We start from the raw sequence: 25,547 nt of genomic DNA, 5'->3' as shown, positions 1-25,547 counted from the left end.
GTGATTGAGATGAGCAAGTTGAGCATCAACAAGCAGATTGGCAGTCAGTTCAACGGCTAAGGCATGTTGGTGCAACAAGGGCGATTGAGATGAACAAGATGGGCATCAACAAACAGATTGGCAGTCAGTTCAACGGCTAAGGCATGTTGGTGCAACAAGGGTGATTGAGATGAACAAGATGGGCATCAACAAACAGATTGGCAGTCAGTTCAACGGCTAAGGCATAATCGGAGCAACAAGGATTACTGGTATGGACAATATGAACCTCAACAAACACATCTCCGGTCAGTTCAATGCCGAGCTTGAGAGCGTGCGCAATCAGGTACTGGTGATGGGGGGGCTGGTGGAGAAGCAACTCACCGACGCCATCGCCGCCATCCATGGCCAGGATCTGGATGCGGCGCGCAAGATCGTGGCCAACGACCACAAGGTCAACGCCATGGAAGTGGCGATCGACGAGGAGTGCACCCGCATCATCGCCAAGCGTCAGCCCACCGCGTCCGACCTGCGGCTGGTGATGGCCATCATCAAGACCATCACGGATCTGGAGCGGATTGGCGACGTGGCGGACAAGATTGCCCGCATGCTGACCGACAACGCCAACAAGCCCCAGCCACCGCTGGTGTCGCTGGAGAACATGGGGCGTCGCACCATCAAGATGCTCCACGACGTGCTCGACGCCTTCGCCCGCATGGATCTGGATGCCGCCCTGGCGGTCTACAAGGAAGATGACAAGGTGGACCGCGAATACGAGTCCATCATCCGCGAGCTGATGACCTACATGATGGAAGATCCCCGCACCATCCCCCAGGTGCTCAACGTGCTCTGGGCGGCACGGGCCATCGAGCGGGTCGGCGATCGCTGCCAGCACATCTGCGAGTACATCGTCTACTACGTCAAGGGCAAGGATGTGCGTCACACCAAGGCCGATGACCTGAGCGATCTGCTGGGCAAGGGATGATGGGGCGCCTTGGGTGGAGCTCCCGTCGCGGCTGCACGACGGGAATCCAACTCTGATTGAATAAAAAGGCGCTTTGAGCGCCTTTTTCATTGCATGGCACGGCAGTTCAAGATAACGCCACCCAGCGGGCGCTTTTCTGCTAGAATATGGCCCCTGTGTGAGTCCCGGATGGAGTCACGGTCCGGTTTCCCGGGCCCAGTTTGCCGTCTTGTGCTAAGGCGGCTGTAGCAATAGGTTAATCATGAGTTTTGCCGATAGTTTGTTCTTTCTGATGTTGCTGGTCGCCGGCAGCGTGTTCTTCTCACTCTCCGAGATCTCCCTTGCCGCCTCCCGCAAGATCAAGTTGCAGGTGATGGCCGACGAGGGTAACCGCCACGCCGAGAAGGTGCTGGCATTGCAGGCCCAGCCGGGCAACTTCTTTACCGTGGTGCAGATAGGCCTCAATACCGTCGCCATCCTCGGCGGTATCCTGGGGGAATCCGCCCTCAATCCCGCCATCAGGGAGCTGATAGCCGGCTTCTACCAGGGGACCTGGCTCGGCCAGATTAGCTCTGCGGCCTCGTTCGTCTTCGTCACCGGCATGTTCATCCTGATAGCGGACCTGATGCCCAAGCGCCTTGCCATGACCATGCCCGAGCGGATCGCCGTGGTGGTGGTGCGTCCCATGATGCTGTGCGTCACCTTGCTGATGCCGCTGGTGTGGCTGTTCAACGGCATGGCCAATGGCCTGTTCCGGCTGATGCGCATCTCCATGGTGCGCAACGACGAGATCACCTCCGACGATATTTATGCGGTGATGGATGCAGGTGCCGAAGCCGGTGTCATCCAGCGCGAGGAGCACCAGCTCATCGAGAACGTGTTCGAGCTCCAGTCCTTGGGTGTCACTTCCGCCATGACGGCGCGCGAGAGCCTCATCTACTTCACCCTGCAAGAGGGGGAGGAGAGCATCAAGGCGAAGATCGCCGAGCACCCCCACAACAAGTTCCTGGTGTGCGACCACAACCTCGACAGCATCAAGGGGTTCGTGGATGCCAAGGAGCTGCTGATCCGCGTCATCGGCGGCCAGAGCATCGATCTCAACAGCGGCTCCCTGGTGCAGAACGTCATCATCATTCCCGACACCCTCAACCTCTACGAGGCGATGGAGTACTTCAAGAACCATCGCGGCGATTTTGCGGTGGTGATGAACGAATACGCCCTGGTGGTGGGCATCGTCACCATGAACGACCTGATGAGTACCGTCATGGGGGAGTGGGCCACCCACGTGGTGGAAGAGCAGATCGTCCAGCGGGACGAGAACTCCTGGCTGGTGGACGGGGTGACCCCCATCTCCGACGTGATGCGTGCCTTCGACATCGAGGAGTTCCCGGAAAACCAGAACTACGAGACCATCGCCGGTTTCATCATGTACATGCTGCGCAAGATCCCCAAGCGCACCGACTCGGTCAAATATGCCGGTTACAAGTTCGAAGTGGTGGACATCGACAGTTACAAGATTGACCAGTTGCTGGTCACCCGGGTAGAACCTGCGAGCAATGAGAAGCCCGCTCAGGAATCCTAAAGGAGTTCGTTAGCAATCATGAAGATGAAGACTCATTCCCGTGCGCTGGCCTGTGTGGCGCTCGCCCTGGCACTGGGTGCCTGCAGCCAGAGCGCACCGCGCAAGCCGGTGACGCCTGCCAAACCCGTTACCCCCGAGCCTGCCGTGGTGGTCCCGCAGCAGGATCCCGATGCGGTGGTGCAAAGCGCCGTGGCAGAGCCCAGCCCGGTGTTCGACGAGGAGTATCACGGCCCGGATCAAGGGTCGCTTGAATCGGTCACCGCCCTGTTTGCCCGGGGTTACATCGAATCCGCCATGCGCGAGACCATGCTGGCGGCGGTGCACAGCGACTACCCGCTGCTCGGCATGCGGGATGTGCGCCTGACCGACCCGGTGGCCAAGTTCCTCACCTCCGCGCAGGCACGCACCACGGCCCACGACTACCTCTATGCCGGGGTGCAGCGTCGGCTGGGCCGCCCGCTCAGCCCCGCCCAGTGGGAGCAGATCTGGCAGGGCTATCCCCAGCAGGGCCGGGTCTCCGACTGGGTCAAGCAGACCAAGCGGGTGCTGGCCGGGCGCTGAGCCCCCTGGTTATCGGCGGCTGTGCCCGCCTTGATCCCCTGTTTCACAAGAGGCCACCCCCCCGGGGTGGCCTCTTGTCGTTTCAGTGCCTTGCCAGGTGATGCCTGTGCCGGGGAGACTTCCCTTTGCCGCCATCATCCTGAGCTTGCCCGGATTTGTTCGTAGCCCCCGATTGCCTCTTGTTCTACTTTGGGTCATGATATTTGGGATTTCTAGCCGTCTAGATGTTTTGATGGCTTAATATGGTTTCACACAATAAACACCCGTCATGGCGGGGAGACGCAGAGAGACAGAGATGGACAAGCAGGATTTGTGGGTACTCGATGGCGGTATGGGCCGTGAACTGGCGCGGCGTGGTGCGCCGTTCCGTCAACCGGAGTGGTCGGCGCTGGCGTTGATGGAAGCGCCCGAGACGGTGCGCGAGGTACACCAGGCCTATGCGACGAGCGGTGCCCGGGTGATCACCACCAACAGCTATGCCCTGGTGCCCTTCCATATCGGCGAGGCACGCTTTGCCGCCCAAGGGGAGGCACTTGCGGCTCTGGCCGGGCAACTGGCCCGAGACGTGGCCGACGAACAGGGGGGAGCCGTCAAGGTGGCCGGTTCCTTGCCGCCGCTCTTTGGCTCCTATCGTGCGGACCTCTATCAGGCCGAGCGGGTGAGCGAGCTGGCGACACCGCTTATCCGTGCCCTGTCACCCCATGTGGATCTCTGGCTGGCGGAGACCATGAGCCTCATCGCCGAACCCCTGGCCCTCAAGGCCCTGTTGCCACAGGACGGCAAGCCGTTCTGGGTCTCCTTTACTCTGGAAGATGAGGCGCCGGGCAGCGAGCCCACCCTGCGTTCCGGCGAGCGGGTGGCGGATGCCGTGGCCGCGTTGGCGTCGGCCGGGGTGGATGCCATCCTGTTCAACTGCTGCCAGCCCGAGGTGATTGAAGGGGCGCTCAAGGTGGCCGTCGCCGCGTTGCAGGCTCAGGGGCGCACCGACGTTCGCCTCGGCGCCTATGCCAACGCCTTCCCGCCCCAGCCCAAGGAGGCGACTGCCAATGACGGTTTGGACGAGATCCGCGGCGATCTGGGGCCGCTGGATTACCTCGGCTGGGCCGAGCGCTGGCGCAGAGCCGGGGCAAACCTCATCGGCGGCTGCTGCGGCATCGGCCCGGAACACATCGAGGCGCTGGCCAGCCGGCTGCGTTAAGGAGCGCCCATGAAAGAGAGCAAGATCGGGCTCTGGTCCCTCACTGCGCTGGTGTTCAGCTCCATGGTGGGGGCCGGCATCTTCAGCCTGCCCCAGAACATGGCCGATGTGGCGGGCGCCCGCGCCGTGCTGATCGGCTGGGCCGTCACTGGGGTCGGCATACTGGCGCTGGCCATGAGCTTCCTCTACCTGTCGCGGCTCAAACCCGAGCTCGACGGCGGCATCTACAGCTATGCCCGGGCCGGCTTTGGCGAGCTGGTGGGGTTCTTCTCCGCCTGGGGATACTGGCTCTGTGCCACCATCGGCGTGGTGGGGTATCTGGTGATCGCCTTCGCGGCGCTGGGCAGCTTCGTCGATACGCCGGAGCGGGTCTGGTTTGGCGAGGGCAACACATTGGCAGCTTTTGTCGGCGAGTCCTGCATCCTCTGGGCGGTGCACCTGCTGGTGGCCAGAGGCGTACAGCAGGCGGCCCTGTTCAATCTGGTGGCGACCCTGGCCAAGAGCCTGCCGCTGCTGCTGTTCATCCTGTTCGCCTGCTACTGGTTCGATCCGGTCACCTTTGCGACGGATCAGGAGGGTAGCACCCTGGCGGTACCGGTCTCCGAGCAGGTGCGCAACACCATGCTCATCACCCTCTGGGTCTTCACCGGCATCGAAGGGGCAGCGGTGCTCTCGGCCCGGGCGAGAAACAAGCGGGACGTGGGCACCGCCACCGTGCTCGGTGTGGTGCTGGCGCTGCTGCTCTATGTGCTCATCTCGGTGCTGGCGCTCGGAATATTGAGCCGCCCGGAGCTTGCGGCCCTGCCCAACCCCTCCATGGCGGGATTGATGGCCCAGATGACGGGTTCCTGGGGCAAGTTGCTCATCAGCGCCGGCCTCATCGTGTCGGTGCTCGCCTCCTACGTGAGCTGGACCCTCTTCTCGGCCGAGGTGCCGTTCAGCGCGGCGCGTCACGGGGCCTTCCCGGCCATCTTCCGGCACGAGAACCGCAACGGCACCCCCATCGCCTCGCTCTGGCTCACCAGCCTGACCGTGCAGGGCTGCTTGCTGCTGGTGTGGCTGCTTGGCAAGGGGTACACCAACCTGCTGCTCATCTCCACCTCCATGATCCTGGTGCCCTACCTGCTCATCGGCCTCTTCCTGCTCAAGCTGGTCTTCAGTGGCAAGGGGGGGCAGGGCCGCGGCCTGATGCGGGTGGTGGCGCTGGTGTCGAGCGGTTATGGTTTCTGGCTGCTCTACGCCGCCGGGGTGGAGTACCTGCTGCTGTCGCTTCTGCTCTACGGGCCGGGTCTGCTGCTGTTTCTCTACAGCCGTCGCCAGCTCGGCGCCGAACAGCGGCTCAGTGGGCGCGAACGGCTGCTGGCCGGGGTGACGCTGCTGAGCCTGATCCCCGCCGTCTGGTCCTTCGTTCACGTCTGACCCGGGGGGTGTCCCTGTCATGAAAAAGAGCGCCCCTGGGCGCTCTTTTTTTATCCTGGTCGGTGGGTCAACCGCTGGTGGGGCCCGCCGGTTTGCCAAACAGCACGGCGAGCTTTTGCCGCCAGGGGAGGCCCCGGGCCTCTTGCAGCATGTCGCGCCACTCGTGGAAGGTGAGGGTGAGGGGGTTGAAGCTGTGGATTGGCTTGGTGATACCGAAACGGCACGGCTCGCCCAAGTCTTCTTCCACGAAGGTGCCAAACAGCCGGTCCCAGATGATGAGCACGCCGGCGAAGTTGCGATCGATGTATCTGGCGTTGCTGGCGTGGTGCACCCTGTGGTGGGAGGGGGTGTTGAAGATCCATTCAAGTTTGCCCAGCTTGCCCACCACCTGGGTGTGGACGAAGAACTGAAAACCCAGGCTCAAGAGTACGGTGGCCACCACCGCCTCGGGGGGGAAGCCGATGAGGATCATGGGGATCCAGAACAGCCACATGCCGGAGACCGGATACATCAGGCTCTGGCGAAAGGCGGTGGAGAGGTTGAGCCGCTCCGAGCTGTGGTGCACCACGTGGGAGGCCCAGAGCCAGCGCACATGGTGGCTCGCGAAGTGGAACAGCCAGTAGCAGAGATCCTGCAACAGAAAGAGCAGCAAGAGGCTCCACAGGTTCAGTTCGATATCGAATAGTCGCCAGCCCCAGAGGGTGTCATAGAGATAGGCGATGGCAATGGCAGCCAGGGCATCGCCCCCCTGATGCATCAGTGCCAGGGTGGCATTGGCGAAGAGATCCTTCCACTGGTAGCCCGCTGTGGGATAGGCGGCGCCGTGTTTTCGCAGGTAGAGCATCTCCCAGCCGATGAAGACCAGAAAGAGAGGCGAGAGGTAGAGCAGGAGCAGTTGCACATCCATGTGAGCCATCCGGTTGGACCAGTTGGATGTCAGCATACCGGATGAATTTAAAATTTCATTAACATCCTTGCTCGTTGGCGTGGTGACAACCCGATGGCAAAAGGCTGTGGCAAGCAATGCGCCAGGGAGATGATCTGGGGGGAAGGCAAGCATAGAAGAGGGAGCCATGGGCTCCCTCTTCGTGTTGGTGCATCGCGGGTTATAGCACCTGGCTCAGGAACTGGCGCAGGCGCGGGGAGGGTGGATTGTCGAAGAAGTCGGCGGGTTTCTCGTCCACCAGCAGCTCGCCGCTCTCCATGAAGAGCACCCTGTCCGCCACTTCCCGGGCAAAGCCCATCTCGTGAGTCACCACCACCATGGTCATCCCTTCGCGGGCCAACCCCTTCATGACGTCCAGCACCTCTCCCACCATTTCGGGGTCGAGGGCGCTGGTGGGCTCGTCAAACAGCATGATGCGCGGCTGCATGGCGAGCGCCCGGGCGATGGCCACCCGCTGCTGCTGGCCGCCGGAGAGCTGGGAGGGGTAGCTCTGGGCCTTGTTGGAGAGACCGACCTTGAGCAACAGGGCCTTGGCCCGCTCCTCAGCCTCCTGGCGAGAGAGCCCTCTCACCTTCTGGGGGGCCAGGGTGATGTTGTCCAGCACCGTCAGGTGAGGGAAGAGGTTGAAGGACTGGAACACCATGCCCACCTCTTCCCGCAGCTTGTTGACATCCCCGGGTTCGGTGAGGCTGATGCCGTCAACCACGATATTGCCATCGTTGATGGTCTCCAGCTGGTTGAGGGTGCGCAGGAAGGTGGACTTGCCCGAGCCGCTCGGCCCCACGATCACCACCACTTCCCCTTCGGCCACCTGGGTGCTGACGTTTTTCAGGGCGTGCACCTCGGTGCCGTAGAACTTCTCTACACCGGTCGCCTTGATGATGGGATCAGTTGCTGCGCGCATAGTTCACCTCCAGACGACGCACCGGGAAGGGGCAGGGAGTGCCGGTGATGGCAGAACGTTTCGACACCGATGGCGCCTTGATAACGGGATCAGTTGCTGCGCGCATATTTCACCTCCAGACGACGCACCAGGAAGGAGAGAGTGCCGGTCAGCACCAGATAGAGCAGAGCCACGGTGAACCACACCTCGAACGGGCTGAAGGTGGAGCTGACGACTTCGCGCCCCGCCTTGGTGAGATCCGTGATGGAGATGACGGAGACCAGAGAGGAGTCCTTGATGAGGTTGATGAACTGACCCGCGAGCGGTGGCAGCACCCGTTTGAAGGCCTGGGGCAGGATGACGTAGCGCATGGTCTGGGCCGAGGTCATGCCAAGGCTTCTGCCCGCTTCCATCTGCCCCTTGTGAATGGAGCTGATGCCGGCGCGCACGATTTCCGCCACGTAGGCGCCGGTGAAGACCGCTAGCGCCGCCACACCAGCGGTGAATCGGTCGAGGTTCAGCACGGTGCCGATAAAGAAATAGACGATGAAGATCTGCACCAGCAACGGGGTGCCACGAATGAGCTCCACATAGGTCACGGCCAGGTTGCGCAGGGCCGGATTGGGGGAGAGGCGGGCGAGCCCGGCCAGGGTGCCAAGCAGGATGGCGAAGATGCCCGCCACCAGGGAGAGCTTGACCGTGACCCAGACGCCCCAGGCGATGGGGCCGGCGGTCCAGCTCAGTTGCACATCCAGGGTATCGCCGAGGAAGACGGTATCCCCTTCAGCCAGCTGGGAGCCCTTGGGTGCAATGGCCTGACGGCGGCTGGGGTCGAGATCGTCTTGCAGGAAGAGCTGTCCCTTGTCCGCCACCACGGTGCCGTCAAACTCGGCATAGTGTTTCTGTTCTGCCTGATAGGCGATGTACTGGGGAATGCGTTCCCAGCGCCAGGTGTAATCCACTGCCTGCACAGCCTTGTAGATGCCGAAAATGGCGGCCAGCACCAGCAGCAGGAAGATCCCGTGCCAGAGCAGCTGATTGGGCTGTTTTTCCATCTGTCTTGTGAGTTTGGGGTTGATCACTGTCACAACCTCTTTTGTCGTTATCGTGTGGGGAGTCTGCGTGAAGGGGCGGCATGCCGCCCCTTTGAGAGGTTATTTGAGCTGGTTCAGCCAGGCGGTGGATTCAAACCACTTCTTGTAGAGACGGTCGTAGCTGCCGTCGCCCTTGATCTGGCGCAGGTAGTTGTTGAACCAGTTGAGGGTGTCCTGATCCCCCTTGCGGATGGCCCAGGCCAGCGGCTCGAAGGTGAACGGCTTGTCGAGGTGTACCACGGCGCCCTGGTTCTGGGACGCGAAGATGGCGTTGTAGGGCAGGTCGTAGACGAAGGCATCCACCTTGCCGTTGATCACTTCCAGCTTGGCGTCATCCTGGGTTTCAAACTGCAGCAGGGTGGCCTTGGGGATCATGCGCTTGACCGCTTGCTCACCGGTGGTGCCGAGTTTGACCGCGATCTTGTATTTGGGATCGTTGAGGTCCTGGAAGGATTTGATTTCGCCCGCCTTGTCCTTGCGAAGCACGATGGTCTGGCCGACGACGATGTAGGGATCGGCAAAGTTCACGCGCAGGTTGCGCTGGGGAGTGACGGTCATGCCGCCCATGATGACGTCGAACTTGTCGGTCAAGAGCGCGGGGATGATGCCGTCCCAGGCGGTGTTGACGAACTCCACCTTCACGCCCATCTCCTTGGCGACCATCTTGGCGAGATCCACGTCAAAGCCGATGTACTGGCCCTGCTTGTTGGTCATCTCGAAGGGTTGATAGCCGGCATCGAAGCCGACCCGCAGCACACCGCGCTCCAGCACGGCATCCAGGGTGGAAGTGGGCGCGGCGTTGGCCAGCCCGCACAGCAGCAGGGTAGAGAGAATGAGTTTTTTGATCATAAATGACGTCTCTGTCGTAAATGTGGTCGGCCTTGAACCTGCTCCCGTGCGACTCCATGGCACAAGAGACTGCTGCATCCGGCAGCAGGCAAGACAGGATTATTGTCTTGGTCGGGGCAAAAGCCCCATATGAGATTCTATGAATGGTTCGTTGGATGAAAAATGTACCAAAACCTGTTTGTGCCAGAAGACTCAATAAGTTATGGAGACTTTTATCCCTCGTGGTGACTCATAAAACCACATGAAAACAACATATCTATCTAATGGCGCCGGTTCAAGTGCAAAATATCCGGCGGCCGTCTCGGTGGAAAATCCGGGCACAGACAGGGCGTTGTCCGGCACGCTTCACGGGGAATGGGGCGTGCGAGTCGGGCAAATATTTTTGCCCGGCCAATAGGCTCCCTCTGTGTCTTGTCATGGGCTTCCCATATACTCAGCCATCCCCATTGGAAGGTTCGGGAATGGACGCCTCAATTCTGCTCAATCTGGACGTATTTACCCTGATGTTGATGGCCCTCGGGGGCTACAGCCTGGGATTCATCACCCTCTCCATCATCTGGTCGACCCACAGGGAAATACCCGGTCTCGGGCTCTGGTGGTGGTCCAGCCTCTGTGCCCTGGCGGCGCAATCGCTCTTCTTCATGCAGGCATTTTCCCCCCATATCGCGGGGATCTGGCTGGCCAACCTGCTCATCACCTTCTGCCTCGCCCTGATGCCACTCGCCATCCAGCGCTTCTTCGGGGAGCCGCCAAACTGGCGGGCATTCACCCTCTTCATGCTGGTCTACCTGCTGATCCTCTGCTGGAGCGTCATCTTCAACGACAAGATGGCCCCCCGGGTGCTGCTGGCCTGCCTGAGCTACATGATGGTGGGGGCGGTGATTGTCTGGCTCATATGGCGCCATGGCTACCCTGACTATCTGCCCGCGGTGCTGGTGTTCACCGTGGTCAACATCCTGCTCTACGGTTTCAATCTGGTGCGCATGGGGGCCCTGCTCGGCGGCGAGGTGCGGGTCCTGATGGATCAGCATGCGGTCAATGTGCTCCCCTTCCTCTCCATGCTGATGGGCAACTATCTGTCGACCTTCGGGGTGCTGCTGCTCTGTACCCAGTACCGGGCCCTGGCCCTGCGTCGACAGGCCAGCCAGGATCCCCTGACCGGCCTCCTGAACCGGCGTGGCTTCATGGATCACTGCGTGACGATGGCAAGGCAGGGGGCGCTGGTGGTGCTGGATCTCGACGACTTCAAGCAGATCAACGATCGCCACGGTCACGAGACCGGGGACAGGGTGCTGGAGGCGGTGGGTCGCTATCTTGCTGGCCAGCGGGATCTGGTGGCCAGCCGCTTCGGCGGGGAAGAGTTTGTGCTGCTGTTGCCCGAACGGGACCCCCTGGCCCAGCAGGCGCGCTGCGAGCAGATCCGCCAGGGAATAGAAACGCTGGAGCTGAAGGGGGTCCGGGTGACGGCCAGCCTGGGGTGGGCGCCCAGCGCCCGTGAATGGCACTTTGACACCCTGTTCAGCCAGGCAGATCGCGCTCTCTATCAGGCCAAGCGGGAGGGCAAGAACCGGATTTGTCAGGGGGCCTGATCCCCCGTCAGGTCATGCCCGGCCGGTGGCCGTCGGCTCCGACCGGATAAAGACATACCGAGTCAGCCACCTGGTCGCATCAGACCAGAGTGGCCGCCTAGACGCCTGTCAGCGGTGCAGCTCCCCCGCGCGTTCCGGCTGATAGACCACTTCCAGGATCTCCACCTGGATGGTGCGACCGGCCGGCCCCGGCCAGGCGATGCTGTCACCCACCTTGAGCCCCAGCAGGGCGCTGCCCACTGGCGCCAGCACGGAGATCTTCGATTCGTCCCCCTGTACATCCTTCGGATAGACCAGCGTCAGGCAGAAGTCGTTGCCGCTGTTTTGCATCTTGAAGCGCACCGTGCTGTTCATGGTCACCACGTCCGGCGGCATGTCGGCGGGTTCGCGGATCTCGGCGCGATCCAGCTCCTCTTGCAGGGCAAGGTGCTGGGGGTGGTTGCCAAGCAGCTGTTCGATGCGATCCAGATCCAGGCTGGAGATGACGAGATGAGGCTGTTTCATAGGGTATTTCCTTATCAATGACTGAAGGGACCAGGATGACGGGCAGACTGGTCGACAAAAAACGGTGCAAGGGTAAAAAGCAGACAGCAAAAGCGATGCCCCCGAGCGACTCGCGCAGCGGGGCGAGGGCGGGGGCTCAGCGGGGTGTGAGCGTACTGGAAAAAATCATGATTGCTTTCATGGAGATACCATAACCATTCTGGGGTGGTTTGGCAATTGGACTGACTGTCTCATCAGGGAGCCTGGTAATCGTACTGGTGCAGGATGCGCGCGAGACTGCCATCCTCCCTCATTTCCTGAATGACCCGGCGCCAGCGCAGCGCCTCGCTGCGGGAGAAGCGGGGGCTGGCGGCCAGGTAGAGGGTGCTCTGCTGCAAGGTCTCGCCCCGCACCAGATCCGGGAGCGGCAGACCCGCCCGCTGCTGGTTGTAACGGGCGGTGTTCCAGGCCACCGCCCAGGCCTGGATGCGGCCGCGCGCCAGCTTGCTGGCGTTGCTGACCTCCTCGGTGACCAGCTCCCGGGTCACCCCTGTCAGCGGCTGGATCAGGCTCTGGCTATGGGAGCCACGCATCACGCCAACGGTGAGGCCAGGCAGCGTCTTCATGGAGAGCGGCGCTGGATGGTGACGGCGATGGCTGACCAGCACGAAGGCCTCCTCCAGCAGAGGGGCAATCCAGAGAAACAGTGGTTCGCGCTGGGGGTTTCGGGCCGGGGGCAACAACAGGACATCCGGGCGGTGGCTGGCCTGGCTGAGGGCGCGAGCCAGCGGCATCAACTCGATCTCGAGCGGTTCCCCGAGGCGGCGGGCAGCCTCCTCCAGCACCTCGATGGCCATGCCGCTCGGCGCACCCTGCTGGGCGCGGATCACATAGGGGGGAATGTCCGCGGCCACGACGACCACGGCGCGGGCCGAAAAGGCGCAGACGATCAGAGGGGAGAGCAGCAGAAGCAGAGTAACAAGGCGCATGGATGTTCGGGTCCGGGATGAGTACAGAGAGTGTAACATCCCGTTACGCCATGTCAGCCAGGTGATTGCCGCCTGGGGGATCAGTCGAAGAAATCCCGCAGATCCAGGGTCTGGTACCCTGCCAGTTGCTGCCAGGGGAGGGTCTTTGGCAGCGTCTTGAGCGTCACCTCCATCCGGTAGCTGCGATAACCGTCGAGGCTTGCCGACTCCACCACCAGGGGCAACTGCCAGCGGCTCGACCAGAGGATGCGGGTACGCTGGCGACCTTCACGGGTCTCATACCAGTTCGCCTGGTAGGGGGCAGCCTCATCCAGCGGTGTCATTCCCTCCAACAGGGCAGGGTTGATGAGGTGGCGGATCCGCGCCCACTCCGGCTTGAAGGCCACCTGGCCGTACTCCTCCTGCGGCACCTCCACCAGCTGGTTGTGCCAGGCATCGGCGTAGCGCAACTGGAGTGCGTCTCCCTCGCTGCGGGTGACCCAGCGCGCCGCCATCTGGTGAGTGAAGTGCTTGTGGCCGGGGCGGGCATCGTGGGTGGCGTGATAGGCACGGGCCAGGGGAACGGGAATGAGCCGCTGGCTCCACACCTGGTCACCGACGCGCAGCCACTTCTCCTGCCACTGGCTCTCCCGGGTGATGCCGTCGCTGCCGGTCACCCTGTCCACGTAGCGGATGCGGGCGGCCAGATCGGGCACCTCGTCGGCCAGGAGGGGGAAGGAGAGGGCGCTGCCCAGCAGCCATAAAGAAAGCAGATATTTCATCATCGTCTCTCGCTCGACGGAAAAGGTGCCCGGCGCGGTGCCGGGCACCTTTATCACAGGCCGAGGGCCTCCCTGAGCTTGCCGAACACCCGGGTGTTGTCGAGGGTGCCCTTGAACTGGCTGCTGCCTGCGCCGCCCGCGAACAGCATCACATCGCCGCCGCCGTGAGTCTCGGAGCCGAGCTTGACTCCGGTCTCCTGCAGGTAGTCATCCGCCATCACCCCATCGCTGGTAAGGGTGGGGCGCTGGTCCTGGCGGTTGGGGCCGTTGCCGAATACCAGAGTAGTGAACGGCTTGCCGTCCGCGTCGTTCTGGGTCGAGCCATCGGCGTTCTTGACCAGATCCAGCACCTTGTTGCCCTTGGCGGAATAGCCGTTGATGGTCATGGTGTGGTCGTGGTCGGCGGTAACCACGATCAGGGTATCGCTCAAATCCACTTTGCCGAGGGCCGTCTTGACCGCCTCGTCCAGCGCCACCGCATCGGTCAGGGATCGCTTGGCGTTGGTGGCATGCAGGGCGTGGTCGATACGCCCCCCCTCCACCATCAGGAAGTAGCCCTGGCTGTTCTGGCTGAGCAGATCGATCGCCTTGGCGGTCATCTCGGAGAGGGACGGCTGGGTACTGGCCGCCCCCTTGGCGACGCGGTCCAGTTCGTAGTCTAGGTGGGACTTGGTGCTGAACAGCCCCAGCACCTTGCCCGAGTTGACGGCAGAGAGCTCATCCTTGGTGGTGACATAGCGGTAGCCCCGGGCGGTCAGCTCGGCGGTGAGATCCCGGCCGTCGGCCCGGCCGCCCTTGTTGCTGGCGCTGTAGGGCGTCCAGTGGTTGGCGCCGCCCCCCATCAGCACATCGACCCCATCCCCCAGCGCCTGGTTGAAGCCGGCTCCGCCCGGTACCGCCTGCTCGGCGATGGCGTAGGCCGCATCCCGGTGACAGATATGGGAATAGGTCGCCGCCGGGGTGGCATGGGTGAGCTCAGTGGTCGTGACGGCTCCCACCGACTTGCCGGCTGCCTTGGCCAGCTCGAGGAGGGTGGGCACCGGGCTCCCGTTGTCGCTGGTGCAGTTGTTGATGCCCTTGTTGCCGTTGGCATCCTTGGACGGTGCCACGGCCCTGGTGTCGCTGCTCATGGCGATCACCTCGTTGTTCATCTTGACGCCGGTGGTGTAGGCCGCCATGGAGGGGGCGGAGTCCGTGGTCTGGGCATCGTGGGAGAAGGTCTTGATGCGCGCGCTCTGGGGCAGCTTCATCATCTCGAGATCCCCCTCTTCCCCCACCTTGAACAGGCGGGTGGCGGTGAGCACGGTGGGACCCATGCCGTCACCGATAAAGAGGATGACGTTCTTTGCATCGGCGGCGTGCGCCTGGGAGAGGCCGCCAAGCGTGCCGAGCAGGGCGGTGCAGACCAGCGTCTTTTTCATGGTGATGTTCATCCTGATAATCCCTTACAGCTTGGCCGCAGCCTTGATCTTGCCGAACACGGCGGTGTTGTCGAGAGAGCCGTGGAAGCGCTCCGCCCCCTGGCCGATGGCGCCGAGGAAGACATCGGTACCGCCGTGGGTTTCGTTGCCTATCTCGCCCACCTTGACCACCACCTCCTGGTGATAGTCGTCGGCGGAGGCGGTGGCGTCGTCGAGGGCCGCCACGCTGCTGCGCGGGCCGTCCACCCGGTTGTAGCCGTTGCCAAAGCCGATGATGGTGTAGGGCATGCCATCGCTATCCTTGCTCGGCTCGCCGGTCTCGTAGTTCTTCACCAGCCCGAGCACGCCCGCATTGCCTGCCGTGGTCTTGCCGGTGCGCTTGGCATAACCATTCAGGACTAGCGTGTGGTCATGGTCGGCGGTGACCACGATCAGGGTGTTTTTCAGCTCGGGATCGGTTTTCTTCACTTCATTGATGGCGGCCTGGATGGCGTTGTCGAAGGCGAGGGTATCCTGCAGGGCACGCTTGGCGTTGGTGTCGTGCAGGGCGTGATCGATGCGCCCCCCTTCCACCATCAGGAAGTAGCCCTTCTCTTTGTCCTTGAGCTGTTTGATGGCGGCCAGGGTCATCTGGGCCAGTGATGGCTCGCTGGCGGGCCGGTCCAGGTCATATTTCATGTGGCTTGAACCGAACAGGCCCAGCAGCGGCTTGCTCGCATCGGCCTGGTTCAGCTCGTCCAGGGTGGCGGCAAACTGATAGCCCTTCGCCTTCATCTCGTCGATGAGGTTGCGACCGTCCTCCCGCTTGCCCTTGTCGGCGCTGGGCAGGAAGAAGCCGCTGCCGCCCCCGAGCACCACGTCCAGCCCCTCCTTCAGGGCGCTGTTGTAACCGCTGCCCCCCGGCACCATCTGGACGGCGATATCAGCCTCCAGATCCCGGTTGCAGATATGGGCATAGGTGGCGGCCGGGGTAGCGTGGGTGACCCGGGTGGTGGTGACCACGCCGGTGCCACGGCCATCGGCCTTGGCCAGCTCCAGCAGGGTGGTCACCGCTTTGCCGCCGCTCTGGCTGCAATCGCTCTCCTGGGTGGCGTCGCTGTCCATGCTGATGACGCCGTTGTTGCTCTTGACCCCGGTCATGTAGGCCGCCATGGAGGGGGCCGAGTCGGTCACCTGGGCATCGTGGGAGAAGGTCTTGATGAAGGCCGTTTCCGGCAGGGTGTCGATGGTGAGGCTGCCCTCTTCGCCGACGCCATAGATCCGGGAGGCGGTCAGGGTGTTGAGACCCATGCCGTCGCCGAGGAAGAAGATCACGTTCTTGGCGCTGGGTTCCGGGGTGTTGCTGTCGTTGTTGGAGTTGCAGCCGGCGGCCAGGGCGGCGCCTATCATCACTGCAAGTCCTGCCATCTTTCTCATTGGGGTTCGCTCCTTGTGAAACCTGAGCGCAGCCTAGAGGGGGCAGATGACACTTTTAGTGAAGAGAGATGACAATACGGTGAAAGCGCCTTGCAAATGTTATCTTATATCAATGGGTTATGTTGATTGTGTTCTGCCTCTCACCTCCCGGTGGCGTGGCGGGCATCCGGCCACCCGGGTGACAACACCCGGCCAGAATAGCCTGTCAAATCGGGGCCGCAGCAGGTAAAATGCGCCCCCTTGCGATGAGTGCCAGCGGTCTGGCGCATCACCACGCACCCGCAACCCCGAGCGCCCGCAGCCCCGAGAGGGGACCGCATGCCAATGAGAGAGTAACGGATATGTCCATCAACTGGTTCCCCGGCCACATGCACAAGGCCCGCAAAGAGATTGCAGAGGTCATGCCCCAGGTCGATGTCATCATCGAGATGCTCGACGCCCGCATCCCCTTCTCCAGCGAGAACCCCCTGGTGCCGGAGCTGCGCGGGGAGACGCCGGTGATCAAGGTGCTCAACAAGGCAGACCTTGCCGACCCCGAGATCACCGAGCTGTGGGTGGCCCACATGGAGCAGGAAAAGGGGATCAAGGCACTGCCCCTGACCCAGCAGGAGCCTACGATGATCAAGCAACTGCTGACCCTGTGCCACGAGATGCTGCCGGAGCGCAACTTCGAGCTGCGCGGGGTGCGCGCCATGATCATGGGCATCCCCAACGTGGGCAAGTCCACCCTGATCAACACCCTGGCGGGGCGGATCATCGCCAAGACCGGCAACGAGGCGGGGGTGACCAAGTCCCAGCAGCGGATCAAGCTCGACAACCACGTCATCCTGACGGACACCCCTGGCTTCCTGTGGCCCAAGCTCAACCCGCCCTCCTGCGGTTATCGACTGGCGATCACGGCGGCCATCAAGGATACCGTCTTCGATTACGCCGACATCGCCATGTTTGCCGCCGACTATTTCATCAAGGCCTATCCGGAGCGCATCAAGGCACGCTACCAGCTGAGCGAGCTGCCGGAGACCGAGATCGAGCTGCTGGATCTCATTGCCCGTCAGCGCGGCTTCATGCGCAAGGGGGGGCTTGCGGATCTGCACAAGGCCTCGGAAATCCTGGTCAATGAATTCCGGTCCGGCATGCTGGGGCGGATCTCCCTGGAGACGCCAGAGATGGTGAGCGTCGAGATAGTGGAAGCCCAGGCCGAGGCTGAGCAGAAAGCCAGGGAGAAGGCGGAGCGGGAAGAGGAGCGCCAGGCCCGGGCTCGTCGCAAGTACGCCAAGAAGCGCCAGCGCTGACCGACGTTGTGCACGATAGGTTGTGCTTGATAGAAAGAAGAGGTGGCCCTGGGTCGCCTCTTCTGGTCATGGCGCTCTGGCGTGAGGGAGGCACAGGGTCGATATTCAACCGCCCGGTTCCCCTTATCATGACCAAGGTGCCGGCCAATCAAGGGGATGAGGCTCCCGTCAGGGGAGGGCCGTGCCGCGTTGCCATCACGGTGGGCAGAAAAACCTTGCGACCCGGCCTCAGTGCCGATTGACAAAGGCACAGGCGGTGGCATGATGCGCTCGCATTTTGCCTCTCCCCACGGTTCTATCCATGACCACATACTCCCGCCCGGTGCTGCTCCTGCTCTGTGGCCTGCTGTTGCTGACCCTGGCCATCGCGGTATTGAATACCCTGGTGCCGCTCTGGCTCGCCCATGAGCATCTGCCCACCTGGCAGGTCGGCATGGTCGGCTCCTCCTATTTCACCGGCAACCTGCTGGGAACCCTGCTGGCGGGCAGACTCATCGCCCGCTGCGGCTTCAATCGCAGTTACTACCTGGCCAGTGCGCTCTTTGCCGCAGGCTGCGTCGGGCTCGGCATTACCCTGGCGTTCTGGAGCTGGCTCGCCTGGCGATTCATCGCCGGAGTCGGCTGCGCCATGATCTGGGTGGTGGTGGAGAGCGCGCTGATGTGCAGCGGCAACGCCCGCAATCGGGGTCGTCTGCTGGCCGCCTACATGATGGTCTATTACGTGGGCACTGTGCTTGGGCAACTGCTGGTGAGCAAGGTACCGACGTCGCTGATGGCGGTGCTGCCCTGGGTGACTGCCCTGGTGTTGACGGCCATGCTGCCGCTCTTGTTCACCCGCATCGCCAGTCCGTCAGGCAACCACCAGGCCAGGACTCCGGTCTGGCCGATGCTGCGCCTGCGTCAGGCGCGTCTGGGGGTGAACGGCTGCATCCTCTCCGGCATCGTGCTGGGGGTGCTTTATGGTCTGATGCCGCTCTATCTGAACCACCAGGGGGTGAGCGACGGGGCCATCGGCTACTGGATGGCGGTGATGGTGAGCGCCGGCATCCTGGGGCAATGGCCTGTGGGGCGTCTGGCGGATCGTTTCGGGCGCCTGCCGGTGCTGCGGGTACAGGTGCTGGTGGTGATCCTGGGGGCCATGGCGATGCTCGGCAACGCGGCCATGGGGCCGACGCTGTTCATTCTGGGGGCCGCGGGCTTCACGCTCTATCCGGTGGCCATGGCCTGGGCCTGCGAGAAGGTGGAGCAGCATCAACTGGTGGCCATGAACCAGGCGCTGCTGCTGAGCTACACCATCGGCAGCCTGCTCGGGCCGACCCTGACGGCGCTCCTGATGCAGCATTACTCGGATCATCTGCTGTTCATGGTGATTGCCGGGGTCTCCCTGGTCTATCTGCTGATGCTGCTGCGCAAGATGGGCGAGCACCCGACGCCGATGGCCCATGCCTGAGGGCAGACGGCGTCATCATCCCTGCGCACTGGATATAGAAGAGGCGACCCAAGGGTCGCCTTTTTTCATCATGGGCCGGGTGGTGCCGCTCAACCAAACCGGTGCCTTGCTACTTCAAAGAGCGAGAGGTGCAGCGGGATCAACTGCTGCCAGTCTCGCCGGTAACCCCCTCCCGGTACGGCGGTGATGGGCAGCCCGTGGCGAAGCGCAGAGTCAAAGACCATGGCATCGCGCTGGCGCACGCCTGAGTCGCTCAGGGAGAGGTAGCCTAGCTCGTCGTCCCGGTGCACATCCACCCCGGCCTGATAGAGGATGAAGTCGGGGGCATAGAGGCGATGAGCCAGGGCGAGGGCCTGGTCCAGGGTCTCGAGATAGGCGTCGTCCTCCATGCCGCTTGGCAGGGGAAAGTCCAGATGGGAGGCCGGCTTGTGGCGGGGGAAGTTGTGTTCCCCGTGCAGGGAGAGGGTGATGATGTCACGGCTGCCCGTGCACAGGGCGGCGCTGCCATCTCCCTGATGGACATCGAGATCCACAATCAATACTCGCTCGCAGAGTCCCTCGTCCAGGCAGGTTCGCGCCGCGATCACCAGATCGTTGAAGAGGCAGAAGCCGCTGCCAAACCCCCGGTGTGCGTGGTGGTAGCCACCGGAGATCTGCAGTCCGCAGCCCTGCGCAAGGGCGTGGCGGCTGGCGGCCAGGGTGGCGCCGACCGAGTGCAGGGTACGTTCTATCAGCAGGGGAGACCAGGGAAAGCCGAGCCGGCGAATGGCCCCTTCATCGAGGGTGCCGGCGAGGGCGGCCTGTACATAGGCCGCATCGTGCACCTTCTCTATCTGCTCACGGCTGGCAGGGGCGGCCTGTGCCAGCGGATAGTCGAGGGCGACGAGGCGTTCAAACAGCGCCTGGTACTTGGCCAGGGGGAAGCGGTGACGCTCGGGCAGCGTCAGGGCGGAGTAGTGGGGGTGATAGAAGATGCGCAGTGACATGAAGCATCGGCCATGAACGGGTATGAAAAAGGGGAGCCAGGCTCCCCTCGATGCAGGCGTGCGATGCGCCTTACTGCTGCTGGATCACCCAGATCTGGAAGGCTTTGCGGGTCTCCGCATCGGCCTTGTTGTACCAGCTTTGCAGCTGGGTCAGGGCTTCCGGGTTGCTCATGGCCTTGCTCGGGGCCACTTCCACCGGTGCGCTGGCGGCAGCCATCACGGCGGCGGTGGAGACGGAAACGGTCTTGGGCTGGTTGAAGGCCTTGCCCATCTTCAGCAGCTCCTGCTGATAGTCACGGGTCAGCTGGAAGCCACCCACGGTCGGCATGACGAACTGCTCGGATTTCAGGACCTGGCCGGTGGATTTGTCTTTCAGAACGACGTTCTGTTCCTTGACGAAACGCTTGGCTTCTTCTTCCTTGCGGGGCTTCTTGAAGTCGAGGAAGAGTTGCTGGTTGTCGGCGGCGGTGAAGTTGATCACCAGGGGCTCGGCGGTGACCAGCTTGGTTTCACTGCGGCTGGAGTAGTTGCCCTCGAAGGCGACCACGACCTGGTGCCTGCCGGGCTCCAGGGAGAAGACGGTGGCTTTGTCGAGCAGCTGGGGGTTGACGGGTTCGCCATCGAGCAGCTGGATGACATAGGGATTCGTAATTTCCAGTTGGCTAGCGGCCAGGGCGCTACCTGCCCACAACAGACCAGCCAGGGCCGGTACCAGAACAGTCAGTTTCATTTCATCTCCTTGAACAGTCAGGCAATTGCCCACTGAAAAATAGGGGGTCATTTTTACAGGTTTGCCCCACAGCGGCAATAGCCGTTTATGGCGCCTTCCGGTGTGCGGGGTGTGGATCCCGCGGCCCCGAGCCCTGCGGGCAGCGTGCTCTTCTTTCTTCCTGCCACATCCTGACATGAGGGACAGGGGAGCGCATGGCGGGCGTCAGCCGTGTCACTCGATGCGTCGGGTGAAGGGAGGGAGGGCGTCCAGCAGCCCCTTGCCGTAGCGCTTGGTCAGCAGGCGCCGGTCCAGGATGGTGATCCGCCCCCGATCCGCCTCTTTTCGGATGAGGCGGCCACAGGCCTGGATGAGCTTGCGCGACGCCTCCGGCACCGTCAGTTGCAGGAAGGGGTTGCCGCCGCGCTGCTCTATCCACTCGGCGGTCGCCTCTTCCACGGGGGAGTTGGGCACCGCGAAGGGGAGCTTGGTGATCACCAGGTTGGTGAGGTAGTGGCCGGGCAGATCCAGCCCTTCCGAGAAGCTGCCGGTGCCAAAGAGGATGCTGGCCTGGCCGCCGTCGCACTTCTGTTTGTGCAAGAGGAGCAGGGCGCTGCGGGACGCTTCCCCCTGTACCAGGAGCGACATCCCCTTGGCCCGCAGCCCCACCGCCACCTCGTTCATCTGGCGATAGGAGGAGAAGAGCACCAGGCTGGCCTCCTTGCCTGCCAGCAGGCGGGGCAGGGTATCGATCAACTCCTGGGTGAAGGCGGGGGCACTGGGCTCATGGGCCATCTTGGGCAGATAGAGTTCGGCCTTGTGGTAGTCGAAGGGGGAGCGCAGCCGCAGATAGCGGGTGCCGTCATGCTCCTTGAGCCCCACCTGGTGGCGAAAATAACTGAAGGAGGAGAGGGCGGTGAGGGTCGCCGACACCAGCACGGCCCCGAGACAGCGGGACCAGAGCCACTCTTCCAGCAGATAGCCCACCTCGATGGGGGAGGCGTGCAGCCAGATGTCCCCGTCCTCGCTTCTGGCCATCCAGCGGGCGAGGGGTGTCTTGCCGGTGGGAACATGGCGGCTCAGCATCTCCCAGAGGGCGCAGAAGCTCTCGAGCCGCTGCAGGTGAAAACCACTCTCCGCCAGCAGAGGCTCGGCCTCCTTGCGACGAATTTCGCCATCCTTGAGCGCCTCGCCGATGGCCCCCTGCATTCTGTCCAGCGCCCGCAACGCCTTCTTGCTCGCCTCCTTGAGGTTTTCCGCCAGCATGGGCAGGGGATCCGGCAGCACCCCATCGGCGAATCTGTGGTGGGGCTCGCCGCCAAAGAGGTGATCATTGCTGGCGAGCCACTGTTCGAGGGCCTTGAGATCCGGCTGGAGAGAGGCCAGGGCATCCTGCAGTTTGAGCTGGGGGTCGAGGAGGCTCTCCTTGTTCAGCGTCCTGGCCAGCTTGCCAGCGCTTTGCACCAGCTTTTCCAGCCAGCGGCGGGATCCCTTGATGCTGGCGCTGGCGGCGCCGTGATCCCGGGCGATGGTGGGCAGGTGATGGGCTTCGTCCAGCACATAGATGCACTCGTCCGGTGGCGGCAATATGATGCCGCCACCCATGGTGAGGTCGGAGAGCAGCAGGGCGTGGTTGACCACCAGCACGTCTGCCGCGTCCATGTCGTTGCGGGCCCGATGGAAGGGACAGTGCTGATGGTGGCTCAGGGCCTTGTTGCAGGTGTGGCGGTCGGCGGCGATGCGATCCCAGCAAGGGTCTGGAATGGGTTTGGGCCAGTTGTCCCGATCCCCGTCCCACTTGCCTTCGGTGTAGGCCTGCCACAGCCCCTGGTAGCACGCTTTGTCAGCATCCGATGGCTTGTGTTTGCTCAATGCGCCGAAGTCGAGTTCGAAATTGGCCATCTCGCTGCCGTTTGCCGCCTGCTCCAGCAGGTGCTCGCAGCAGTAGCGCTGGCGCCCCTTGACCAGCATGAAACGAAACGGCAGCTCGCTGTGACGGTGATAAAAGGGGAGATCCTTGTGGATGAGCTGTTCCTGCAGTGCCACGGTGGCGGTGGAGATCACCAGCTTCTTCTGGGTCAGCCGTGCCACTGGTATGGCCCCCTGGGCATAGGAGAGGGACTTGCCGATGCCGGTGCCTGCCTCGGCCACCAGGATGCGGCGACTCCTGTCATATTCTCCCGTCAGGGTCTTGGCGATTTCGGCAACCAGGAAATTCTGCTCCTTGCGCGGCACAAAACCGGGTAAACCATCGGCAATCTGGCGATAGGTATTGCGGATGGTGGCTTTGAGGCGAGTCGATAGCATAAAGAAGGTGTGGCCGTGTCGGTGTGGATGGCAACAGGATACCCGCAACAGGCGGCCCTGGTCGAGGCAGGGGAGAAGCAGTCGGGTCAGCCCCGGCTTTGCACATATGTTATGTGGGAACAGGGGGTTGCAATAAACCACCAAAAAAGAGGGATTCAGGCAGAGAGTATCGCTGTAAACGTTTTCCCTGATGGGGCAAACATTGTGAGATTCAGCTCACAAATTTTTCCCTGTGACTATGGTTTTCATAAAAAGTTCCAAGTTTTTTCATTGCGGATTCGAAAACCCGGTGATAGTCTCGGCGCCATAGTGATGCAAAGAACATCGCTAACACAGGGAATAACAAGGACTTAGTGTTTAATTACAGTAGGCATTGGAAACTATGAAAAAGACAATTCTGGCTATTGCTATCCCGGCTCTGTTCGCATCCGCAGCCAACGCTGCTGTCGTTTACGACAAAGACGGCACCTCCTTTGACATCTACGGCCGTGTACAAGCCAACATGTACGCAGACCACGACGACACCGACGCTGAACTGGTTGGTTCCTCCCGTCTGGGCTGGTCCGGCAAAGTCGGCCTGAACAACACCTGGTCCGGTATCGCCAAGACCGAGTGGCAAGTATCCGCCGAAAACTCTGACAACAAGTTCAACTCCCGTCACATCTATGTCGGCCTGGACGGTACCCAATACGGCAAGATCATCTTCGGCCAGACCGACACCGCGTTCTACGACGTGCTGGAGCCGACCGATATCTTCAACGAATGGGGTGACGTAGGTAACTTCTACGACGGTCGTCAAGAAGGTCAGATCATCTACTCCAACACCTTCGGTGGCTTCAAGGGCAAAGTGTCCTACCAGACCAACGATGACGTAGCTGTTGCTGTTACCGACATCGGTCAAGGCATCAAAGAAACTGCAGTATACGGTCCGGATGTAAAACGTAACTACGGTTACGCCGCTGCTGCCGGTTACGACTTCGATTTCGGTCTGGGCCTGAACGCAGGTTACGCTTACTCCGACCTGGAGAGCACCACCTCTACTGCTTCTGGCGACAAGAAAGAGTGGGCCCTGGGCGCACACTACGCCATCAACGGCTTCTACTTCGCCGGTATGTACACCCAGGGTGACCTGAGCTACGACAACACCACCCAAGGCAGCAACAAGGACAAGGGCCGTGGCTACGAGCTGGCTGCTTCCTACAACGTTGACGCCTGGACCTTCCTGGCCGGTTACAACTTCAAGGAAGGCAAGGTACTGTCCAACTCCGCCGGTTCTTCTTACGAAGACATCGTCGACGAAACCCTGCTGGGCGTGCAGTACAACTTCACTTCCAAGTTCAAGGCGTACACCGAGTACAAAATCCAGGGTATCAACGACAAGGACGACGAGTTCACTGTTGCCCTGCAATACAACTTCTAATCTAGCCTCTGCGCTGATTTAGTTGATGAACGGCCAAGCTTGCTTGGCCGTTCTGTTTTTTGGCCCCTTCACCACTTTTCGTCCTCTGGCCCTGCGCCATATCACGTTGTCTTCCTTGTCCCCTTGGTTCTCCTCTGGTAAATCGCTAGATTATTCAATTTGTTGAAGCAGATTGGCCGACAGGGAAGGATGCCTTTGATCGATTTCACCCACCCCGAGTTGCGCGCGCTGGCACAGCAGTTGCTGAGTGGCGGCCCCCAGGCTGTTCGCGGTCGTCAATGGCAGCCGCTCATCGGCATGCTTCGGGACAACCAGTTGCTGCTGGCCCTTGGCAATCACCACTATGAGCTCACCCCTGCCGGGCACCGCTATCTGACCCGGGAGCTGATGCTGGCGAAGATGGCCAGTGCCCCGCCGGAACCCGAGGAGTGGCTGCAATCCCACGGCTGGCAACTGGGGGAGAGGGTCAACGAGCGGGTGCTGGCGGCCCTGTATCGCAAGGGGGAGGGTCATTTCAGCCCCATCGAGCAGATCGACTTCGAAGACAAGGGGATCCGGCTTTGCAGTGATCTGCCCCTTCGTCTGCGGGCCGCACGGCCGTTCAGCCTGTTTCTCAGCGGCGGCACCCTGCTGGATGCCGCCCCCTGGCTCCAGACCCTGGGGGAGGTGGCGCTGCCAGCCCGCACCCTGGCGCAGCTTGGCAAGATCCTCTGGGGAGAGGGGGAGATACAGCGGGTGATCACGACCGATGCCGTCGGCGCCTTCGCCGAGTTGCCACTGCCCGCCGACGCCCTGCTGGTCTGGTATCCCGCCGAGGATCCCGGCACGCTGGAGCCCCTGATCGCCGCCTTGCCGCCCCAGACCCTCTGGAGCCACCTCACTGCCCTGGATCCGGCCGGGGTCGACAGGGTACTGGCATTGGCCCAGCGGTTGGGGAGACCGGCGAGCTGGTGGCTGCCCCGGGATCTGGTGCCCATCAAGGCGGCCTACGGGGCTCCCCTGGGGGATGGTCGGCCCTGGGAGCCGAGCCGTATCCCCCGTGCGCTGCTGGCGCAGTGCAATGATCTGGTGGAGTCGAATCGGGGTCTGTCGGTCGAGGTGTGTGCCCTGGCACCGGATTGGCACGGGATTGGTTGAGGCGGCGCCGAGAAAGCGGTTTTCCCCTATGGAAGGCAGTGGTATAAAGAGCTGACGAAGCGCTCCCTGGACGGGCGCTTTTGTTTGCCAACCTACTTTGCCAGCCAACGAACTC

The 25,547-nt window shown here is 62.2% G+C and carries 23 protein-coding genes; 10 read left to right on the top strand and 13 right to left on the bottom strand.

Going from position 1 to position 25,547, the window contains the following annotated elements; genetic code table 11:
- Window positions 1-250 precede the first annotated feature (250 nt).
- From phoU to AB5Y53_RS05215, 5 genes are all read left to right on the top strand, one after another.
- Window positions 251-961 (top strand): phosphate signaling complex protein PhoU, encoded by a 711-nt coding sequence (gene phoU, locus AB5Y53_RS05235; protein WP_029314752.1) that lies wholly within the window; start codon window positions 251-253, stop codon window positions 959-961.
- 241 nt (window positions 962-1,202) lie between these two features.
- Window positions 1,203-2,522: a hemolysin family protein gene (locus tag AB5Y53_RS05230; protein WP_368181285.1), complete on the top strand. Its 1,320-nt coding sequence runs from the start codon at window positions 1,203-1,205 to the stop codon at window positions 2,520-2,522.
- An 18-nt stretch (window positions 2,523-2,540) separates the two neighbouring features.
- Complete coding sequence (locus AB5Y53_RS05225; RefSeq protein ID WP_042017561.1) at window positions 2,541-3,083, top strand: hypothetical protein; 543 nt, start codon at window positions 2,541-2,543, stop codon at window positions 3,081-3,083.
- A 295-nt stretch (window positions 3,084-3,378) separates the two neighbouring features.
- Window positions 3,379-4,281: a homocysteine S-methyltransferase family protein gene (locus tag AB5Y53_RS05220; protein WP_368181284.1), complete on the top strand. Its 903-nt coding sequence runs from the start codon at window positions 3,379-3,381 to the stop codon at window positions 4,279-4,281.
- 9 nt (window positions 4,282-4,290) lie between these two features.
- On the top strand, window positions 4,291-5,700 hold the full coding sequence (locus AB5Y53_RS05215) for a basic amino acid/polyamine antiporter (RefSeq protein WP_368181282.1): 1,410 nt from the start codon (window positions 4,291-4,293) through the stop codon (window positions 5,698-5,700).
- Between the two features lie 67 nt (window positions 5,701-5,767).
- On the opposite strand, the gene AB5Y53_RS05210 is transcribed toward AB5Y53_RS05215, so the two are convergent.
- The 5 genes from AB5Y53_RS05210 to AB5Y53_RS05190 form a co-directional block, all read right to left on the bottom strand.
- Window positions 5,768-6,607 carry a sterol desaturase family protein gene (locus AB5Y53_RS05210; RefSeq protein ID WP_039040283.1) on the bottom strand — a complete coding sequence of 280 codons (840 nt, stop codon included), beginning with the start codon at window positions 6,605-6,607 and terminating at the stop codon, window positions 5,768-5,770.
- Between the two features lie 199 nt (window positions 6,608-6,806).
- Window positions 6,807-7,550, bottom strand: a complete 744-nt coding sequence (locus AB5Y53_RS05205; RefSeq protein WP_010675257.1) for an amino acid ABC transporter ATP-binding protein — start codon at window positions 7,548-7,550, stop codon at window positions 6,807-6,809.
- Window positions 7,534-7,656 carry a hypothetical protein gene (locus tag AB5Y53_RS05200; protein WP_257707084.1) on the bottom strand — a complete coding sequence of 41 codons (123 nt, stop codon included), beginning with the start codon at window positions 7,654-7,656 and terminating at the stop codon, window positions 7,534-7,536. Before AB5Y53_RS05200 ends, AB5Y53_RS05205 begins: the two co-directional genes overlap by 17 nt.
- Window positions 7,640-8,584, bottom strand: coding sequence for an amino acid ABC transporter permease (locus AB5Y53_RS05195; protein ID WP_041201654.1), 945 nt, complete (start codon window positions 8,582-8,584; stop codon window positions 7,640-7,642). Before AB5Y53_RS05195 ends, AB5Y53_RS05200 begins: the two co-directional genes overlap by 17 nt.
- A gap of 99 nt (window positions 8,585-8,683) precedes the next feature.
- On the bottom strand, window positions 8,684-9,472 hold the full coding sequence (locus AB5Y53_RS05190; protein ID WP_010675255.1) for a transporter substrate-binding domain-containing protein: 789 nt from the start codon (window positions 9,470-9,472) through the stop codon (window positions 8,684-8,686).
- 461 nt (window positions 9,473-9,933) lie between these two features.
- Between AB5Y53_RS05190 and AB5Y53_RS05185 the strand changes: the two genes are divergently transcribed.
- The gene (locus AB5Y53_RS05185; RefSeq protein ID WP_368181280.1) at window positions 9,934-11,061 is read left to right on the top strand and encodes a GGDEF domain-containing protein; all 1,128 of its coding nucleotides are present in this window, start codon (window positions 9,934-9,936) and stop codon (window positions 11,059-11,061) included.
- A 108-nt stretch (window positions 11,062-11,169) separates the two neighbouring features.
- On the opposite strand, the gene rnk is transcribed toward AB5Y53_RS05185, so the two are convergent.
- The 5 genes from rnk to AB5Y53_RS05160 form a co-directional block, all read right to left on the bottom strand.
- The gene (gene rnk / locus AB5Y53_RS05180; RefSeq protein WP_010675253.1) at window positions 11,170-11,565 is read right to left on the bottom strand and encodes a nucleoside diphosphate kinase regulator; all 396 of its coding nucleotides are present in this window, start codon (window positions 11,563-11,565) and stop codon (window positions 11,170-11,172) included.
- A 233-nt stretch (window positions 11,566-11,798) separates the two neighbouring features.
- Window positions 11,799-12,533: an ABC transporter substrate-binding protein gene (locus tag AB5Y53_RS05175; RefSeq protein ID WP_010675251.1), complete on the bottom strand. Its 735-nt coding sequence runs from the start codon at window positions 12,531-12,533 to the stop codon at window positions 11,799-11,801.
- Window positions 12,534-12,613: 80 nt separating this feature from the next.
- Window positions 12,614-13,297, bottom strand: a complete 684-nt coding sequence (locus tag AB5Y53_RS05170) for a hypothetical protein (RefSeq protein WP_368181279.1) — start codon at window positions 13,295-13,297, stop codon at window positions 12,614-12,616.
- Between the two features lie 50 nt (window positions 13,298-13,347).
- On the bottom strand, window positions 13,348-14,715 hold the full coding sequence (locus AB5Y53_RS05165; RefSeq protein WP_368181278.1) for an alkaline phosphatase: 1,368 nt from the start codon (window positions 14,713-14,715) through the stop codon (window positions 13,348-13,350).
- A gap of 24 nt (window positions 14,716-14,739) precedes the next feature.
- A complete protein-coding gene (locus AB5Y53_RS05160; RefSeq protein ID WP_368181276.1) occupies window positions 14,740-16,131 on the bottom strand; it encodes an alkaline phosphatase in 1,392 nt (463 codons plus the stop codon).
- 341 nt (window positions 16,132-16,472) lie between these two features.
- Between AB5Y53_RS05160 and ylqF the strand changes: the two genes are divergently transcribed.
- Window positions 16,473-17,423 carry a ribosome biogenesis GTPase YlqF gene (ylqF, locus tag AB5Y53_RS05155; protein ID WP_041214888.1) on the top strand — a complete coding sequence of 317 codons (951 nt, stop codon included), beginning with the start codon at window positions 16,473-16,475 and terminating at the stop codon, window positions 17,421-17,423.
- A 301-nt stretch (window positions 17,424-17,724) separates the two neighbouring features.
- Window positions 17,725-18,873: an MFS transporter gene (locus AB5Y53_RS05150; RefSeq protein ID WP_048207961.1), complete on the top strand. Its 1,149-nt coding sequence runs from the start codon at window positions 17,725-17,727 to the stop codon at window positions 18,871-18,873.
- A gap of 89 nt (window positions 18,874-18,962) precedes the next feature.
- On the opposite strand, the gene AB5Y53_RS05145 is transcribed toward AB5Y53_RS05150, so the two are convergent.
- From AB5Y53_RS05145 to dinG, 3 genes are all read right to left on the bottom strand, one after another.
- Entirely contained in the window at window positions 18,963-19,859 is an 897-nt protein-coding gene (locus AB5Y53_RS05145) for a histone deacetylase (protein ID WP_043153861.1), read from the bottom strand.
- A gap of 70 nt (window positions 19,860-19,929) precedes the next feature.
- Window positions 19,930-20,589, bottom strand: coding sequence for a DUF2057 domain-containing protein (locus AB5Y53_RS05140; RefSeq protein WP_039040268.1), 660 nt, complete (start codon window positions 20,587-20,589; stop codon window positions 19,930-19,932).
- Window positions 20,590-20,802: 213 nt separating this feature from the next.
- On the bottom strand, window positions 20,803-22,875 hold the full coding sequence (gene dinG / locus AB5Y53_RS05135; RefSeq protein ID WP_368181275.1) for an ATP-dependent DNA helicase DinG: 2,073 nt from the start codon (window positions 22,873-22,875) through the stop codon (window positions 20,803-20,805).
- Window positions 22,876-23,257: 382 nt separating this feature from the next.
- Here dinG and AB5Y53_RS05130 point away from each other — a divergent pair, with 382 nt between their 5' ends.
- Together AB5Y53_RS05130 and AB5Y53_RS05125 are read left to right on the top strand one after the other, a co-directional pair.
- Window positions 23,258-24,295: a porin gene (locus AB5Y53_RS05130; protein ID WP_301482011.1), complete on the top strand. Its 1,038-nt coding sequence runs from the start codon at window positions 23,258-23,260 to the stop codon at window positions 24,293-24,295.
- Window positions 24,296-24,490: 195 nt separating this feature from the next.
- Window positions 24,491-25,432 carry a hypothetical protein gene (locus AB5Y53_RS05125; RefSeq protein ID WP_368181274.1) on the top strand — a complete coding sequence of 314 codons (942 nt, stop codon included), beginning with the start codon at window positions 24,491-24,493 and terminating at the stop codon, window positions 25,430-25,432.
- Window positions 25,433-25,547 lie beyond the last annotated feature (115 nt).

It is taken from the genome of Aeromonas sp. R7-5 (genome assembly GCF_040908015.1).
GTDB classification, from domain to species: Bacteria; Pseudomonadota; Gammaproteobacteria; order Enterobacterales; family Aeromonadaceae; genus Aeromonas; species Aeromonas caviae.
Note: the sequence above shows the minus strand (reverse complement) of the source record. Positions and strands in the feature narration are given on the sequence as shown.

What these genes read in the sequence shown, in the direction of transcription:
- rnk (WP_010675253.1), bottom strand. Translation starts at nt 11,565, where the DNA reads ATGAAACAGCCTCATCTCGTCATCTCCAGCCTGGATCTGGATCGCATC.
- AB5Y53_RS05140 (WP_039040268.1), bottom strand. Translation starts at nt 20,589, where the DNA reads ATGAAACTGACTGTTCTGGTACCGGCCCTGGCTGGTCTGTTGTGGGCA.
- AB5Y53_RS05145 (WP_043153861.1), bottom strand. Translation starts at nt 19,859, where the DNA reads ATGTCACTGCGCATCTTCTATCACCCCCACTACTCCGCCCTGACGCTG.
- AB5Y53_RS05205 (WP_010675257.1), bottom strand. Translation starts at nt 7,550, where the DNA reads ATGCGCGCAGCAACTGATCCCATCATCAAGGCGACCGGTGTAGAGAAG.
- AB5Y53_RS05165 (WP_368181278.1), bottom strand. Translation starts at nt 14,715, where the DNA reads ATGAAAAAGACGCTGGTCTGCACCGCCCTGCTCGGCACGCTTGGCGGC.
- dinG (WP_368181275.1), bottom strand. Translation starts at nt 22,875, where the DNA reads ATGCTATCGACTCGCCTCAAAGCCACCATCCGCAATACCTATCGCCAG.
- AB5Y53_RS05130 (WP_301482011.1), top strand. Translation starts at nt 23,258, where the DNA reads ATGAAAAAGACAATTCTGGCTATTGCTATCCCGGCTCTGTTCGCATCC.
- AB5Y53_RS05210 (WP_039040283.1), bottom strand. Translation starts at nt 6,607, where the DNA reads ATGGATGTGCAACTGCTCCTGCTCTACCTCTCGCCTCTCTTTCTGGTC.
- phoU (WP_029314752.1), top strand. Translation starts at nt 251, where the DNA reads ATGGACAATATGAACCTCAACAAACACATCTCCGGTCAGTTCAATGCC.
- AB5Y53_RS05160 (WP_368181276.1), bottom strand. Translation starts at nt 16,131, where the DNA reads ATGAGAAAGATGGCAGGACTTGCAGTGATGATAGGCGCCGCCCTGGCC.
- AB5Y53_RS05200 (WP_257707084.1), bottom strand. Translation starts at nt 7,656, where the DNA reads ATGCGCGCAGCAACTGATCCCGTTATCAAGGCGCCATCGGTGTCGAAA.
- AB5Y53_RS05225 (WP_042017561.1), top strand. Translation starts at nt 2,541, where the DNA reads ATGAAGATGAAGACTCATTCCCGTGCGCTGGCCTGTGTGGCGCTCGCC.
- AB5Y53_RS05220 (WP_368181284.1), top strand. Translation starts at nt 3,379, where the DNA reads ATGGACAAGCAGGATTTGTGGGTACTCGATGGCGGTATGGGCCGTGAA.
- AB5Y53_RS05230 (WP_368181285.1), top strand. Translation starts at nt 1,203, where the DNA reads ATGAGTTTTGCCGATAGTTTGTTCTTTCTGATGTTGCTGGTCGCCGGC.
- AB5Y53_RS05215 (WP_368181282.1), top strand. Translation starts at nt 4,291, where the DNA reads ATGAAAGAGAGCAAGATCGGGCTCTGGTCCCTCACTGCGCTGGTGTTC.
- AB5Y53_RS05185 (WP_368181280.1), top strand. Translation starts at nt 9,934, where the DNA reads ATGGACGCCTCAATTCTGCTCAATCTGGACGTATTTACCCTGATGTTG.
- AB5Y53_RS05150 (WP_048207961.1), top strand. Translation starts at nt 17,725, where the DNA reads ATGACCACATACTCCCGCCCGGTGCTGCTCCTGCTCTGTGGCCTGCTG.
- AB5Y53_RS05195 (WP_041201654.1), bottom strand. Translation starts at nt 8,584, where the DNA reads ATGGAAAAACAGCCCAATCAGCTGCTCTGGCACGGGATCTTCCTGCTG.
- AB5Y53_RS05175 (WP_010675251.1), bottom strand. Translation starts at nt 12,533, where the DNA reads ATGCGCCTTGTTACTCTGCTTCTGCTGCTCTCCCCTCTGATCGTCTGC.
- ylqF (WP_041214888.1), top strand. Translation starts at nt 16,473, where the DNA reads ATGTCCATCAACTGGTTCCCCGGCCACATGCACAAGGCCCGCAAAGAG.
- AB5Y53_RS05170 (WP_368181279.1), bottom strand. Translation starts at nt 13,297, where the DNA reads ATGATGAAATATCTGCTTTCTTTATGGCTGCTGGGCAGCGCCCTCTCC.
- AB5Y53_RS05190 (WP_010675255.1), bottom strand. Translation starts at nt 9,472, where the DNA reads ATGATCAAAAAACTCATTCTCTCTACCCTGCTGCTGTGCGGGCTGGCC.